13 protein-coding genes are annotated in these 13829 nt (G+C 63.1%); 10 read left to right on the forward strand and 3 right to left on the reverse strand.

What is annotated here, in order from left to right; all coding sequences use genetic code 11:
* Positions 1 to 6 precede the first annotated feature (6 nt).
* Genes livM through BVU99_RS06510 form a run of 3 tightly spaced genes read left to right on the forward strand, consistent with a single transcriptional unit; the run spans position 7 to position 2878 of the window.
* Entirely contained in the window at positions 7 to 1293 is a 1287-nt protein-coding gene (livM, locus tag BVU99_RS06500) for a high-affinity branched-chain amino acid ABC transporter permease LivM (RefSeq protein ID WP_099817403.1), read from the forward strand.
* On the forward strand, positions 1290 to 2165 hold the full coding sequence (locus tag BVU99_RS06505; protein ID WP_025303490.1) for an ATP-binding cassette domain-containing protein: 876 nt from the start codon (positions 1290 to 1292) through the stop codon (positions 2163 to 2165). Before livM ends, BVU99_RS06505 begins: the two co-directional genes overlap by 4 nt.
* Positions 2162 to 2878: an ABC transporter ATP-binding protein gene (locus BVU99_RS06510; protein WP_025303489.1), complete on the forward strand. Its 717-nt coding sequence runs from the start codon at positions 2162 to 2164 to the stop codon at positions 2876 to 2878. Before BVU99_RS06505 ends, BVU99_RS06510 begins: the two co-directional genes overlap by 4 nt.
* Before the next feature lie 30 nt (positions 2879 to 2908).
* Here BVU99_RS06510 and BVU99_RS06515 read toward each other — a convergent pair whose 3' ends face one another.
* On the reverse strand, positions 2909 to 3331 hold the full coding sequence (locus BVU99_RS06515; protein ID WP_099817404.1) for a helix-turn-helix domain-containing protein: 423 nt from the start codon (positions 3329 to 3331) through the stop codon (positions 2909 to 2911).
* Between the two features lie 86 nt (positions 3332 to 3417).
* On the opposite strand from BVU99_RS06515, the gene BVU99_RS06520 reads away from it, so the two are divergent.
* Positions 3418 to 4365, forward strand: a complete 948-nt coding sequence (locus BVU99_RS06520; RefSeq protein WP_099817405.1) for an aromatic alcohol reductase — start codon at positions 3418 to 3420, stop codon at positions 4363 to 4365.
* Between the two features lie 17 nt (positions 4366 to 4382).
* Here BVU99_RS06520 and BVU99_RS06525 read toward each other — a convergent pair whose 3' ends face one another.
* Complete coding sequence (locus tag BVU99_RS06525; protein ID WP_025303486.1) at positions 4383 to 5069, reverse strand: aspartyl/asparaginyl beta-hydroxylase domain-containing protein; 687 nt, start codon at positions 5067 to 5069, stop codon at positions 4383 to 4385.
* A gap of 268 nt (positions 5070 to 5337) precedes the next feature.
* Here BVU99_RS06525 and BVU99_RS06530 point away from each other — a divergent pair, with 268 nt between their 5' ends.
* The 6 genes from BVU99_RS06530 to BVU99_RS06555 all read left to right on the forward strand — a co-directional run bounded on the left by BVU99_RS06530 (position 5338) and on the right by BVU99_RS06555 (position 12257).
* Positions 5338 to 6528: a sugar transporter gene (locus BVU99_RS06530; RefSeq protein WP_025303485.1), complete on the forward strand. Its 1191-nt coding sequence runs from the start codon at positions 5338 to 5340 to the stop codon at positions 6526 to 6528.
* 174 nt (positions 6529 to 6702) lie between these two features.
* Positions 6703 to 8097: an MFS transporter gene (locus tag BVU99_RS06535; RefSeq protein WP_192973957.1), complete on the forward strand. Its 1395-nt coding sequence runs from the start codon at positions 6703 to 6705 to the stop codon at positions 8095 to 8097.
* Between the two features lie 142 nt (positions 8098 to 8239).
* Positions 8240 to 9070, forward strand: coding sequence for an alpha/beta hydrolase (locus BVU99_RS06540; protein ID WP_043143107.1), 831 nt, complete (start codon positions 8240 to 8242; stop codon positions 9068 to 9070).
* Between the two features lie 9 nt (positions 9071 to 9079).
* Positions 9080 to 9505, forward strand: a complete 426-nt coding sequence (locus tag BVU99_RS06545; RefSeq protein WP_043143109.1) for a DoxX family protein — start codon at positions 9080 to 9082, stop codon at positions 9503 to 9505.
* Positions 9498 to 11108: an MFS transporter gene (locus BVU99_RS06550; RefSeq protein ID WP_049203315.1), complete on the forward strand. Its 1611-nt coding sequence runs from the start codon at positions 9498 to 9500 to the stop codon at positions 11106 to 11108. Before BVU99_RS06545 ends, BVU99_RS06550 begins: the two co-directional genes overlap by 8 nt.
* A gap of 96 nt (positions 11109 to 11204) precedes the next feature.
* Positions 11205 to 12257: a nitronate monooxygenase gene (locus BVU99_RS06555; protein WP_043143113.1), complete on the forward strand. Its 1053-nt coding sequence runs from the start codon at positions 11205 to 11207 to the stop codon at positions 12255 to 12257.
* 107 nt (positions 12258 to 12364) lie between these two features.
* Here BVU99_RS06555 and BVU99_RS06560 read toward each other — a convergent pair whose 3' ends face one another.
* Positions 12365 to 13747 (reverse strand): serralysin family metalloprotease, encoded by a 1383-nt coding sequence (locus BVU99_RS06560; protein ID WP_099817406.1) that lies wholly within the window; start codon positions 13745 to 13747, stop codon positions 12365 to 12367.
* Between the last annotated feature and the right edge of the window lie 82 nt (positions 13748 to 13829).

The following is a 13829-nucleotide window of genomic DNA, read 5'->3' on the forward strand; positions in this document are numbered from 1 at the left end:
AACGCCATGTCGCAATCCGTGATCAACGGCGGGCTGGACGTTAAACGCAGCCTGCTGGACGCCGTCTTGGCCGGGCTGATCGCCCTGATCGTGTTCGGGCCGATCGTCGGCATCGTGCTGAACGGCTACAGTTTCAACTTCGAACCGCACCGGCTGGTGTGGATTATCGTCGCGGTGATGGTCGGGCGGCTGCTGCTGAGCCTGTTCCTGCAAACCGCGCCGGGGCGCAGGGTGTTGGAGCGCTTCGACGGCGGCAACGACGGCGTCTACGTACGGCCGCTGGGTTATAAATCCAACCTGCGCTGGATCTTGCCGCTGATGGCGGCGATCGCGCTGCTGTTTCCGTTCGTCGCCACCAAATACCTGCTGACGGTGGCGATCCTCGGCCTGATCTATGTGTTGCTCGGCCTGGGGCTGAACATCGTGGTTGGGCTGGCGGGGCTGCTCGATCTGGGGTACGTGGCGTTTTACGCCATCGGCGCCTACGGATTGGCGCTGGGCTATCAGTACCTCGGTCTGGGGTTTTGGGCGATGTTGCCGCTGGGGGCGCTGATGGCGGCGCTGGCCGGTGCACTGCTGGGTTTTCCGGTGCTGCGCATGCACGGCGACTACCTGGCGATCGTCACGCTCGGGTTCGGCGAGATCATCCGGCTGGTGCTGAACAACTGGATGTCGCTCACCGGCGGGCCGAACGGCATTTCGGTGCCGGCGCCGACGGTGTTCGGCCTGGAATTCGGCCGGCGCGCCAAAGACGGCGGCGTGCCGATCCACGAGTTTCTCGGCATCGATTACAACCCGAATCTCAAGTTCATTTTCATCTACGCGGTGCTGTTTTTGGTGGTGCTGCTGGTGCTGTACATCAAGCACCGGCTGACGCGCATGCCGATCGGCCGCGCCTGGGAGGCGCTGCGCGAAGATGAGATCGCCTGCCGCTCTCTCGGGCTGAACCACGTGCTGGTGAAACTGTCGGCGTTTATGCTGGGCGCCTCCACCGCCGGGCTGGCGGGGGTGTTTTTCGCCACCTATCAGGGCTTTGTCAACCCGACCTCGTTCACCTTCTTCGAGTCGGCGCTGATCCTGGCGATCGTGGTATTGGGCGGCATGGGGTCTACCCTTGGCGTGGTGCTGGCGGCCTTCGTGCTGACGGTGGCGCCGGAGCTGCTGCGCAGCTTTGCCGAATACCGGGTGCTGTTGTTCGGCGTGCTGATGGTGGCGATGATGATCTGGCGGCCGCGCGGGCTGGTGCGCATCAGCCGCGCCAGCTTTGCGGAACGCAAGGGGGTGGCGCCATGAGCGACGCCATTTTGCGGGTGGAACACCTGATGATGCGCTTTGGCGGCATCAAGGCGCTGAACGACGTCAATCTGGAGGTGGAGCGCGGCTCCATCACCGCCCTGATCGGCCCCAACGGCGCCGGCAAGACCACGGTGTTCAACTGCCTGACCGGTTTTTACCGCGCCACCGGCGGCGCGATCCTGCTCAATACCCACAAGCGGCCAACCGATGTGATCCAGGTGCTGGGGCAGAAGTTTCGCGCCGGTGATTGGATACGCCCGAAGCGGCTCGGTTCGCGCCTCTATTACAAGATGTTCGGCGGCACCCACCTGGTCAACCGCGCCGGGCTGGCGCGTACCTTCCAGAATATCCGCCTGTTCCGCGAAATGTCGGTGGTGGAGAACCTGCTGGTGGCGCAGCACATGCAGAGTAACCGCAACCTGATCGCCGGGGTGCTGAATACGCCGGGCTACCGCCGGGCGGAAAGCGCCGCGCTCGATCACGCCTTCTACTGGCTGGAGGTGGTAGATCTGGTGGACTGCGCCAACCGGCTGGCGGGGGAGATGTCCTACGGCCAGCAGCGGCGGCTGGAGATCGCGCGCGCCATGTGCACCGCGCCGGAGATGATCTGCCTCGACGAGCCTGCCGCCGGGCTGAACCCGGTGGAGACGGCCACGCTGAGCCGCATTATCCGCTTCCTGCGCCAGCATCACGGCATCACGGTGCTGCTGATCGAGCATGATATGGGCATGGTGATGGAGATCTCCGATCGGGTGATCGTGCTCGATCACGGCGACGTGATCGCCCGCGGCACGCCGCAGGAGATCCAGCACAACGAGGCGGTGATCGCCGCCTACCTGGGCGCGGACGAAGAGGAGCTGGCGGGATGAGCGAGGCGATGCTGGAATTTCGCGAAGTGGACGTGTTTTACGGGCCGATCCAGGCGCTGCGCAAGGTGTCGCTGCAGGTTAACGCCGGGGAGACGGTGGCGCTGATCGGCGCCAACGGCGCGGGCAAATCCACGCTGTTGATGTCGATCTTCGGCCAGCCGCGCATCGCCGGCGGGCAGATCCTGTTTGGCGGCGAGGACATCAGCCGCCGCTCCACGCACTTTGTTGCCAGCAGCGGCATCGCGCAGGCGCCGGAAGGGCGGCGCATCTTTCCGGACATGAGCGTAGAGGAGAACCTGCTGATGGGCACCATCACCGTCGGCAATCGCTACCTGGAGGAGGATTTGCCGCGCATGTTCGAGCTGTTTCCGCGCCTGAAAGAGCGGCGCAACCAGCGGGCGATGACCATGTCCGGCGGTGAGCAGCAGATGTTGGCGATCGCCCGCGCGCTGATGAGCCGGCCGAAGCTACTGCTGTTGGACGAGCCGAGCCTGGGGCTGGCGCCGATCGTGGTGCGGCAGATCTTCGGCGTGCTGCGCGAGCTGACCCGCAGCGGCATGACGCTGTTTCTGGTGGAGCAGAACGCCAACCACGCGCTGAAGTTGTCCGATCGCGGTTATGTGATGGTCAACGGCCAGATCCGCCTCACCGGCAGCGGCCAGGAGCTGTTGAACGATCCGGAGGTGAGAAAGGCCTATCTGGGCGGCGGCTGAGCGCCGCCCCACGGGCAGGGATGCCCGCGTTCATCCTTCGATGGCGCTTCGTTCTTGATCATCGTAGCGCGAGCGGGCCGCTCTGAAGGAGCCGGCGGAGGAGATAATCCACGACCAGAGCGGCAGCATGTTGAGCAGCATCTCTTCCCCCGCGTCGGTGATGGTGTAAACCACGCGGGGTAGTTTTTCCTGATAATCGCAGCGCGATATCAACCCGTCCCGCTCGAGATGGCGCAGCGTCCGCGTCAGCATTCTCTGCGTCACGCCCGCTAATTGGCGGCCTATCTCGCCGTGGCGCAGCGGCCCGTGGGTGCCCAGGAGATGCAATACGCCCAGCGACCAACGGTTGCCCGCATGCGCGAGGATCTCGCGCTTCAACCCTTCATCGTCGTTGCTCAATGCTTCACAGAACGCTTGCGAAAATTGCAGCAGCGCTTCCCGATCGCTCGTCATATTCCTCCCCGGTATCACGCGTGTACCTAATTGAACCCGTTTTTGTCAGCTGTCAGGATGACGCAGTGTCAAGACAGGAGGCAAGAATGAAATCCACAAATCCATCTATCAATACCGTGCTCATCCTCGGCGCCGGTGAACTGGGGCTGCCGGTATTGCGTGCGATGAGCCGGCAGGCTCGGTTACACCATGCTTTAAAAATCAGCGTGCTGCTCCGGCCGGAGGCCGCCCGCGCCGTGAGCGGCCCGCATCGTGCGCGGCGGGATGCGCTGGCGCGGCTCGGTATCGCCGTGGTGGAAGGCGATCTGCAGCAAAACGGCGTGGAGGCGCTGAGTGCGCTATTCCGTTCCTTCGACGCGGTGATCAACTGCAGCGGCTTTGTCGGCGGGGCGGGCACGCAGATAAAGATCACCCAGGCCGTCTTGCAAGCGGGCGTGGCGCGCTACTTCCCGTGGCAGTTCGGCGTGGACTACGATGTTGTCGGCAAAGGCAGCGGGCAACAGGTGTGGGATGAACAGCTCGAGGTGCGTCACCTGTTGCGTGCGCAGAAGACGACGGAGTGGGTGATTGTTTCCACGGGCATTTTCACCAGCTACCTGTTTGACTCGGGCTTTGGCGTGGTGGACGCGGCAACCAAAACGGTGCGCGCGCTGGGCGACTGGCGCTACGCGGTGACGCTGACCACTCCCGCGGACATTGGCCAGCTGACGGCCGCGATTTTTTTCCATCGGCCCGCGTTTCGCAACCAGGTAGTCTATATCGCCGGGGACACGCTGACCTACCGCGAGCTTGCCGATGTCATGCAGGCGCACTGGGGCGTTGAGGTCAACAGAGTCTTGTTGGACAAAGAGCGGCTGCAGGAGGAGGTGCGGAACCATCCGCGCGACGTCGGCGCCAAATACCGGCTGGCTTTCGCCCGCCCCGACGGCGTGGCCTGGGATAAGGCGAAAACCTTCAATGCGCGCCAGGGCATAGCCACCACCACCGCCGAGCAGTGGCTGGCGCAGCAATGGCCGATCTGTCAGGACGGTTAGTCGCCTGAGCACCGGAATCAGAACTGGCGCTGCATCCAGCGCACGTTCAGCCGCACCAGGGCGATGATGGCGCTGGAGAGCAGCCGCAGCCCGCCGGGCATGTCGCGGCGGCGGATGTCCAGCAGCAGCACGGTGCGCACCTGCGGGCTGTCGTTCCACACCTCGTGTTCGAAGGTATCGTCCCACAGCATGAACTCCCCTTCGTGCAGCCGGTATTCGCGGCCGTCCACTTTCAGCACCGCCGCGGGTACGCCGTCGGCGCGTTTGGGCATGTCCAGCACCAGATAGCCGCGCAGAATGCCGCGAAACGGCCCGCGGTGGGGCGGCACCTGCTTGCCGGGCGCGAGGAAGGAGAGCGAGGCGGACAGTACGTCCGGCGACGAAGCGATCAGCGCCGCCAGCGTCGGGCAACGCGCCAGGTTGCGGTCAATCGGCTGGCCGTAGGCCTTCATGATGAACATGCGCCAGTCGCGCGCGTCGTTGGCGGAGATCGATTCCTGCTGGATCATGATCTCGTGAAAACGGGGAATATTGTGCAGATCGTGGGCGACGGTCAGCGCCTCTTCGCGGATCTGCCGCCATTGGGCGGTGAAACGTTCGGCGTCGGGGAACAGCGCGGCGCTGTCGAGCACTGGTTTGCCCTGAATGCGGCGATCGTAAACATTGCGCAATGCGAGCACGGACCAATCATAAATCGCAGACATAATGACCTCGCCTCAGAAAACGCCAAAGGGACACTGCGCGCGGTTCTTCGGCGCGGCGCGTCCTGTGTGGCGGCCGGAGGGGAAGAGCGGCAGGAAAAATTGGTACGCTTCAAGAGATTAGCACAGCATTTGTGCAACCGTGTGTCTGCGAATGTGTCGAAATGCGGCGAAAAAAACCACACAATTAAAGTGTGACGCGTATCGCATTTAGCGGGCCGGTTGGTTAAAATATCGCTACTTGCCCGCACCTGTCCGGATTTTGTTTACCATGGAACACGCTCCCGTTTCGCGCTCAACCGCCTGGTTGCGCGTGGTTATCCTCGCCGTCTCGGCCTTTATCTTCAACACCACCGAATTTATCCCGGTCGGTCTGCTGAGCGATATCGCCGCCAGCTTCTCTATGCAAACCGAACAGGTCGGTCTGATCATTACCATTTATGCCTGGATCGTCGCCGCCGCCTCGTTGGCGTGCATGCTGCTGACCAGCAAAATTGAGCGCCGCAAGCTGCTGATCGGCGTGTTCATGCTGTTTATCGCCAGCCACGTGCTGACCGCCGTGGCCTGGGACTTCACCACGCTGGTTATCTCGCGCGCCGGCGTGGCGCTGGCGCACTCGGTGTTCTGGTCGATCACCGCCTCGTTGGCGATCCGCGTGGCGCCGCCGGGCAAGAAAGCCCAGGCGCTGAGCCTGCTGGCGGGGGGCACCGCGCTGGCGATGGTGCTCGGCCTGCCGCTCGGGCGGGTGGTGGGGCAGTTGCTCGGTTGGCGCATGACCTTTATCGGCATCGCGGTGTGCGCCACCCTGGCGCTGGTGCTGCTGTGGCGCCTGCTGCCGGTACTGAAAAGCGAGCATTCCGGCTCGCTGGCCAGCGTGCCGCTGCTGTTCAAACGCCCGGCGCTGGTGGCGCTGTACATGCTGACTATCATCGTGGTGACGGCGCACTTCACCGCCTACAGCTACATCGAGCCGTTTATCCAGACCGTGGCCGGGCTGTCGGAGAACTTCACCACGCTGATGCTGCTGCTGTTCGGCGCCGCCGGCATCGTCGGCAGCCTGCTGTTCAGCCGCTACAGCGAGCGTTTTCCGTCCGGCTTCTTTATCGGCGCCATCGTGCTGCTGGCCTTGAGCCTGCTGCTGCTGTTGCCGGCCGCCGGCAGCGAAAGCCACCTGACGGTGCTGTGCATCTTCTGGGGGATGGCGATCATGGCGATCGGCCTGTCGATGCAGGCCAAAGTGCTGAGCCTAGCGCCGGACGCTACCGACGTGGCGATGGCGATTTTCTCCGGCCTGTACAACTTCGGCATCGGCAGCGGCGCGCTGCTGGGCAACCAGGTGAGCCTGCATCTGGGCATGGGCAACATCGGCTTCGTCGCCGCGCCGTTGGCGCTGATCGCTCTCGGCTGGTGCCTGCTGAGCGTCTATCGCAGCGAACGGCTGCAGCAGCACCACAGTCGTTAATCCACCGATTCGGGATGCCGCTGCGGCATCCCGCGCTGCATTTTCCTGCTATAAAACAGGCTGCTGCAGCGTTTTATGCTTAACTTTTTTTCATAGTCTGCTAATTAAAAATTTAACTCCGACGCCGCTTCGCTAGCATAGAAAGTCATCAAAAATGTTAATGCGAGGTTAACGGTGAGTGAATCTGTAGCGGCGTCGCCGATCCATGCGCGGGATTTGGCGGCCAGAATTGACGCCTTGCCCGCGTCGGCCGGCCTGTGGCGCTTTATCATTCTGCTGTCGCTGGGCGGCTTTTTCGAACTCTACGATCTGTTCCAGACCGGCTATATCAGCACCGGCCTTATCGCCGACGGCATTTTCCACACCGGCGCGCAGGGCGTCTTCGGCGTATCGGATCAGGCGGCCTTTGCCTCCGCCACCTTTCTCGGCCTGTTCGTCGGCGCCAGCCTTCTGAGCCCGTACGCCGATCGCTTCGGCCGGCGTGCCACCTTTATGTTCGCCCTGATCTGGTATGGCGCGTTCTCGCTGCTGCTGGCGTTTCAACAGCAGGCGGAATGGGTGATCTTTCTGCGTTTTCTGGTGGGCGTTGGGCTCGGTATCGAGCTGGTGACCATCGACACTTACCTGACGGAATGGGTCCCCGCGCACCTGCGTACCCGGGCTTTCGCCTTCGCGTTCTTCGTGCAGTTTCTGTCGGTGCCGGCGGTGGCGCTGATGTCCTGGTGGCTGGTGCCGCAGACGATTTGGGGCCTGAGCGGCTGGCGCTACGTGGTGATCGCCGGCGCGCTGGCCTCACTGGTGATCTGGCTGGTGCGCAAGGGGCTGCCGGAGTCGCCGCGCTGGCTGGTGCAGCAGCGGCGCTATGCTCAGGCCCGGCAGGTGATGCGGGACATGGAACGGCGCTGCGGCGTGGCGGCCACGGATTTTCCGTCGCGCCCGGTGGACGATGCCGAGGGGGCGCCGCTGCGCGGCCGCTTTCGCGACATCTGGGCGCCGCAGTATCGCGATCGCACGCTGATGCTGGTGGTGATGAACTTCTTTCAGGCCATCGGCTTCTTCGGCTTCGGCAACTGGCTACCGGCGCTGCTGTCGGGCAAGGGCGCTTCGGTCACCCACAGCTTGCTGTACGCTTTCTTCATCACGCTGGCTTACCCGCTGGGCTCGCTGCTGTGCAGCTTCTACGCCGACAAGATGGAGAACAAGTGGCAGATCGTGTTGTCCTGCCTGGTGACGGTGATCTTCGGCTCGCTGTTCGCACTGCAGAACAACCCGCTGTGGCTGATCCTGTGCGGTTTCTTCATCACCTGGTCCAACGCCTGGCTGACCTACAGCTACCACTCTTACCAGTCCGAGATTTTCCCGACCCATATCCGCGCCCGCGCCGTCGGCTTCTGCTACTCCTTCAGCCGGCTGTCGACGGTGTTCAGCAGCATCATCATCGGCATTATCTTGCAGTACGGCGGTTCGTTGGGGGTGATCGCGTTTATCGTCGCCAGCATGCTGATCGTGATGCTGGTGATCGGGCTGTTCGGCCCGAAAACGCGCGGCATCGATCTGGAAAACATCTGACGTTTTGCGCCGGCGGTGACGCCGGCTTCTTCAGCAAAAAAATTCGCGATCATGCGAAAATTATTCCGTTATCACTGCCTTTGCGCCTGCCGTACTGTTAACCCGTACAAAATCCAATTCGATACCGAGCGGGGAACACGTCATGAGCACCCTTACCGCGCCCGATGGCGCACGCATTTTCTATAAGGATTGGGGCCGCGGCCAGCCGATCCTGTTCTCCCACGGTTGGCCGCTGTCCGCCGACGCCTGGGACAACCAGCTGCTGTTTTTCGGCCAGAGCGGATTCCGCGTGATTGCCCACGATCGCCGCGGCCACGGCCGTTCCGATCAAACCTGGCACGGCAACGACATCAACCAATACGCCGACGATCTGGCCCTGTTGATCGAAACGCTGGATCTGCGCGATCTGATCCTGGTCGGCCATTCCACCGGCGGCGGCGAAGTGGCGCGCTACATCGGCCGTCACGGTAGCGATCGGGTGGCGAAGGTGGTGCTGGTCGGCGCCGTACCGCCGCTGATGCTGCAAACGCCGGTCAACCCTGAGGGCACGCCGATGGCGGCCTTCGACGGCATTCGCAGCGGCGTGGCGGGCAACCGCTCGCAGTTCTTCAAAGATTTGGCGGTGCCGTTCTATGGCCTCCACTGCGACGAGGTGGAGAGCAATGCGGGGCTGATCGACCACTTCTGGCTGATGAGCATGCAGGGTGGCGTGAAAGGGCAGTACGAGTGTGTGCGCGCGTTCTCCGAAGTGGATTACACCGCCGATCTGCTGGCGATCGACAAGCCGACGCTGCTGGTGCACGGTGACGCCGATCAGATCGTGCCGATCGGTGCCTCGGCGCTGAAAGCCGCTAAGCTTATGCAACAGGCGGAGCTGAATGTTTACGCCGGCGGTTCTCACGGTTTGGCGCAGGTCGATCCCGATCGCTTCAACGCCGATCTGCTGGCCTTCATCCAGAATTCGCCGTTTTAAGGGGGCGCGATGAACCTGACTGCTATCGCCGCCCGCTGCGTACAGCGGCTGCATGCGCCCGCGGTGCGCTGGCTGCTGCTGCTCGCGATTTGTACCGCCTATATTCAGGGCGGATTGGTCAAGGCGTTGAACGTTGAGGGCGCCATCGCCGAAATGACCCACTTCGGCCTGCAGCCGGCGGCGCTGTTCGCCGTGCTGGTGACGCTGCTGGAACTGGCCGCGTCGGCGCTGATCCTGAGCGGCTTTTATCGCTGGCTCGGCGCGTTGGCGCTGGCCGGTTTTACCCTGATGGCGACGCTGATGGCCAATCCGTTCTGGCAGTTCGACGGGGCGGAGCGCGGCCAGATGATGAACGGATTTTTTGAACACCTCGGGCTGGCCGGCGCGCTGTTGCTGGTGGCATTTAACGATTTGAAGGAGCGAACGGATGGCTGAACAGACGGAAAACAAGGCGGCGGCGGGCGGCTTCGCGCCGCTGAAAATCCCATTATTTGCGGTGCTGTGGGGCGCCACGGTGCTCGGCAACGTCGGCAGCTTTATGCGCGACGTCGCCAGCTCGTGGCTGATCACCGACCTGTCGAGCAACCCTTCGGCGGTGGCGCTGATGCAGACCGCCGCTACGCTACCGGTGTTCCTGCTGGCGATCCCGGCCGGGGTATTGTCGGACATCCTCGATCGGCGGCGCTTTCTGATCTTCGTGCAAATTCTGCTGGCCTGCGTCAGCGGCAGCCTGTTGCTGCTGTCGCAGACCGGCGCGCTGACGGTGGAATACCTGCTGGCGCTGACCTTCGTCGGCGGCATCGGCGCGGCGCTGATGGGGCCGACCTGGCAGGCGATCGTGCCGGAGCTGGTACCGCGCACCGAGCTGAAAAACGCCGTGGCGCTGAACTCGCTGGGCATCAACATCGCCCGTTCCATCGGCCCGGCGGCCGGCGGCCTGCTGTTGGCCAGCTTCGGTGCCGGCGCGGCCTACGGCGCGGACGTGATGAGCTATGTGCTGGTGATCGCGGCGCTGCTGTGGTGGAAGCGGCCGAAGGCCGAGGACAGCGGGCTGTCGGAGCATTTCTTCGGTGCCTTCCGCGCCGGCCTGCGTTATGCCCGCTCCAGCCGCGAGCTGCACGTGGTGCTGCTGCGGGCGGCGGTGTTCTTCGCCTTCTCCAGCTCGGTTTGGGCGCTGTTGCCGCTGGTGGCGCGCCGCATGCTGGGCGGCAGTGCCGGTTTCTACGGCGTTCTGCTGGGGGCGGTAGGCGCCGGGGCGATCCTTGGGGCTATTGTGCTGCCGCGTCTGCGCCAGCGGCTGAACGCCGACGGGCTGGTGTTGCTGGCGGCGGTGCTCACCGCCGTGGTGATGGCGGCCCTGTCGCTGGCGCCGCCGCAGTGGCTGGCGGTGGTGCTGCTGCTGGTGCTGGGCGCCGGCTGGATTATCGCGCTGACCACGCTTAACGGCGCGGCGCAGGGCGTGCTGCCCAACTGGGTGCGCGGCCGTGGTCTGGCCATTTACCTGATGGTGTTCAACGGCGCGATGGCGGCGGGCAGCCTGCTGTGGGGACTGGTGGCGCAGGAGCTGGGCGTGGCCGCCACGCTGCTGGTCGGCGGCGTCGGCCTGTTGGCGGCGGGGCTGCTGTTCCACCGCCTGCGTCTGCCGACCGGTGAGGCCGATCTGCAGCCGTCGAACCATTGGCCGGAGCCGTTGGTCAACACGCCGGTTGAAAACGATCGCGGCCCGGTGATGATTCAGGTGGAGTACCGCATCCGCGAACAGGATCGGCCGCAGTTCTTGCGCACGCTGCTGATGCTGGAGCGCGCGCGTCGCCGCGATGGCGCTTACGCCTGGGGCATCACCGAGCATACCGGCGATCCGGAATGCATCATGGAGTGGTTCCTGGTGGAATCCTGGGCGGAGCACCTGCGGCAGCATCAGCGGGTGTCGCACGCCGACGCCGACCTGCAGCAGGAGGCGCTGCGCTTCCACATTGGCCCTGAGAAACCGGTGGTGCATCACTTCCTGTCGCTCGACCGGCGTCAGGTGAAGCATTAACTGCACGGCCAGGCGGCGAGAAGGTGCTATGCTTTTGGACGGTTCGGCGGCGCGGCCGCCGTAAGACGAATGTAGTCAGCACAGGGAGACACATTGATGACGGCACCTTCTGCTTTTGCCCGCGAGCTTGGGCTGCGCTATCCGATCGTTCAGGGGCCGATGAACGGCGCGTCGCCGCCGGCGTTGGCGGTGGCGGTGAGCAACGCCGGGGCGCTGGGATCGTGCGCGGCGGCGCTGTTTTCACCGGCGGTGATCCTCGAACGGGTGCAGCAGATCCGCGCGCAGACCGCCGCGCCGTTCAACATCAATCTGTTTCTGCTCGATGAGCAGCACCCGGATCTCGCCGAGCTCAAGCGCGCCCAGCACCTGCTGCGGCCGTTCCGCGAAGCGCTGGGGCTGAGCGAGCCGCCGATCCCCACCCAATTCGCCGAAAACAACCGCGACCAGATCGCGGCCTTGCTGGAGGCGGCGCCGCCGGTGGCCAGCTTCACCTTCGGCGTGCTGCCGCGCGCCACGGTCACACAGTTCAAGAAGGCCGGCTCGCGGGTGATCGGCACTGCCACCACGGTGGCGGAAGCCCGCGCCTGGGAAGAGGCGGGCGCCGACTTCGTTTGCGTCTCGGGCTCGGAGGCGGGCGGCCACCGCCCGACCTTCCTCGGCGACATTGAGCAATCCTGCGTCGGCCTGATGGCCCTGCTGCCGCAGGTGGTGGCGGCGGTGAAGATCCCGGCGATCGCCGCAGGCGGCATCATGAACGGGCGCGGCATCGCAGCGGCGCAATTGCTGGGCGCGCAGGCGGCGCAGCTGGGCACCGCGTTCCTGTGCAGCCCGGAGTCGGGCATCGCCGAAGCCTGGCGGGCGGCGCTGAGCAACGCCGGCGATGACAGCACGCGCCTGACGCGCGCCTTCAGCGGCCGCCCGGCGCGCGGCATCGTCAATGATTTCATGCGGCAGATGCGCGCGGAAGAGGCGCAGATCCTGCCTTATCCGGTGCAGAACGCACTCACCGGCGATATTCGCCAGGCGGCGGCCAAGGCCGGGCGCGCGGAGTTTATGTCGCTGTGGGCCGGGCAGGGCGTGGGCCTGGCGCGGCCGATGCCGGCGGCGGAGCTGGTCGCCACCCTGGCGGCGGAGCTGGAAGCGGTGTGAGCTCGTCTGCGCGATTTATTGCTGTGGCAATGTAAAAAGACGCCGGGGTGAGGCCTGAGAAGAGATGAACAGTCCGGCGTGAAGGCCGGACTGCGGGTTTGCCTTGGCTAGACGAGAATATCGGCGGAAGCGTCGACATGCCCAACGATTTTGACAAGGAAATCAGGTAATTGATTGCCGGAGAGATTGATGGCCAGATCGGTGACATTCTGCTGCGCGTCATAATTCAGCGCTGCTTCATACAACGAGCCGCTTAAACTATCCACGAAGTGCAGCTCGCTCCCGTCGGCCTTAGCCGTCTGGTTGAGCCACGACAGATCGATTTTATCCACCGCCGTCTGGAAATCGCGGATCCAATCCGGCGCGGCGGCTTGGCTGTCGCCGGCTTCGCGGAAGACGAAGGTGTCCGCGCCTGCATTGCCCCAGAGCTGATCGGCGCCGCCGGCACCGTAAATGATGTCGTTGCCTGCACCGCCTTTTAGCGTATTGTTCAGCGCGTTGCCCACTAAAATGTCTGCGCCGCTGCCGCCGATGATATTTTCAATCTGCGCGCCGTAGGCGATGGCGATATTTGCTTTCAAGCCGCCCACATCAGAGAATGCGCCTTCGTTAATGTTGATGCGCTGATCCTGGCTGTAGCCTGAAAAATCCAGCGTGTCATTGCCGCCGGCATCCCAGATAGCCGCCACGATTTTGTCCGTGGACGCCTTAACGCTCAGAAAGTCTCTGTCCGTATTCGAGTTGAAACCATAGGTGGTATCGCCGGTGCGCGTGGTGGTATTCGTGCCGTAAAGCTTCTGTATGGCGGTAATATCATCCAGCTGCGGCCCTGATGGCCAAACGCCTTTATAGTCAGCGCTGGTGTATTGTTCGTTAAAATAGCTCATCAAAGAATATTGATGGTCGTCTTCATAATACTTCGCCGAGTTGGCGTAGGTGGGGTAGGTGGCATTTGACGCATCATAATTGCCGGGATGAGAAAGCCCCAACGCATGCCCTATTTCATGAGTCAGCGTATCCCTGGCGTAGTTATTGGTTTGCGGATTGGAGGCGTCGTAGCCGTTATTGCCGCTGATCCAAATGGTGCTTTTGAGATTGCTCTGCGTACTTTCATACGAGGTGTAATTGCCCCCGCTGGCCGCCTTATAAAAACCAAACTTTATATCTGCATTTTTCGCGTCGTTGCCTTTAACCTCGGTGAACGTGATGTTGGCCACATCCGACCAGGATTGCAATGAAAGCTTGGTTTGGGCTTGCTGGGCGGCGGTAAGCTGCGCGGCGCCCGTCTTGTCGCTGTCGGTATAGACGGGGAAAGAGTAGGTCAAGGTAGCCGCATGGTCGGTCACGCCTTTGCCATTGGCGGAATAATGGCTCCTCAGCAGCAGATCTGAAACCTCTTGCGTGGTATATGACGGTTTACTGCTCCCCGCGTGATCGCCTCTTTCATAACGGGTTAAATAATCGGAAATCTTATCGGTCGCTAATGACATATCAAACTCCTTTGGACGTTGACAATATTGCATCTAACGCTCTATATGCTCGTACACAGGTTTGAAAATCAGGGGTAATTAA

It is taken from the genome of Serratia sp. OLAL2 (genome assembly GCF_002752475.1).
In the GTDB taxonomy this organism is placed as follows: Bacteria; Pseudomonadota; Gammaproteobacteria; order Enterobacterales; family Enterobacteriaceae; genus Serratia; species Serratia bockelmannii.

Excerpts from the sequence above, each read along its gene's own strand:
- livM (WP_099817403.1), top strand. The coding sequence starts at position 7 with ATGTCGCAATCCGTGATCAACGGCGGGCTGGACGTTAAACGCAGCCTG.
- BVU99_RS06505 (WP_025303490.1), top strand. The coding sequence starts at position 1,290 with ATGAGCGACGCCATTTTGCGGGTGGAACACCTGATGATGCGCTTTGGC.
- BVU99_RS06510 (WP_025303489.1), top strand. The coding sequence starts at position 2,162 with ATGAGCGAGGCGATGCTGGAATTTCGCGAAGTGGACGTGTTTTACGGG.
- BVU99_RS06515 (WP_099817404.1), bottom strand. The coding sequence starts at position 3,331 with ATGACGAGCGATCGGGAAGCGCTGCTGCAATTTTCGCAAGCGTTCTGT.
- BVU99_RS06520 (WP_099817405.1), top strand. The coding sequence starts at position 3,418 with ATGAAATCCACAAATCCATCTATCAATACCGTGCTCATCCTCGGCGCC.
- BVU99_RS06525 (WP_025303486.1), bottom strand. The coding sequence starts at position 5,069 with ATGTCTGCGATTTATGATTGGTCCGTGCTCGCATTGCGCAATGTTTAC.
- BVU99_RS06530 (WP_025303485.1), top strand. The coding sequence starts at position 5,338 with ATGGAACACGCTCCCGTTTCGCGCTCAACCGCCTGGTTGCGCGTGGTT.
- BVU99_RS06540 (WP_043143107.1), top strand. The coding sequence starts at position 8,240 with ATGAGCACCCTTACCGCGCCCGATGGCGCACGCATTTTCTATAAGGAT.
- BVU99_RS06545 (WP_043143109.1), top strand. The coding sequence starts at position 9,080 with ATGAACCTGACTGCTATCGCCGCCCGCTGCGTACAGCGGCTGCATGCG.
- BVU99_RS06550 (WP_049203315.1), top strand. The coding sequence starts at position 9,498 with ATGGCTGAACAGACGGAAAACAAGGCGGCGGCGGGCGGCTTCGCGCCG.
- BVU99_RS06555 (WP_043143113.1), top strand. The coding sequence starts at position 11,205 with ATGACGGCACCTTCTGCTTTTGCCCGCGAGCTTGGGCTGCGCTATCCG.
- BVU99_RS06560 (WP_099817406.1), bottom strand. The coding sequence starts at position 13,747 with ATGTCATTAGCGACCGATAAGATTTCCGATTATTTAACCCGTTATGAA.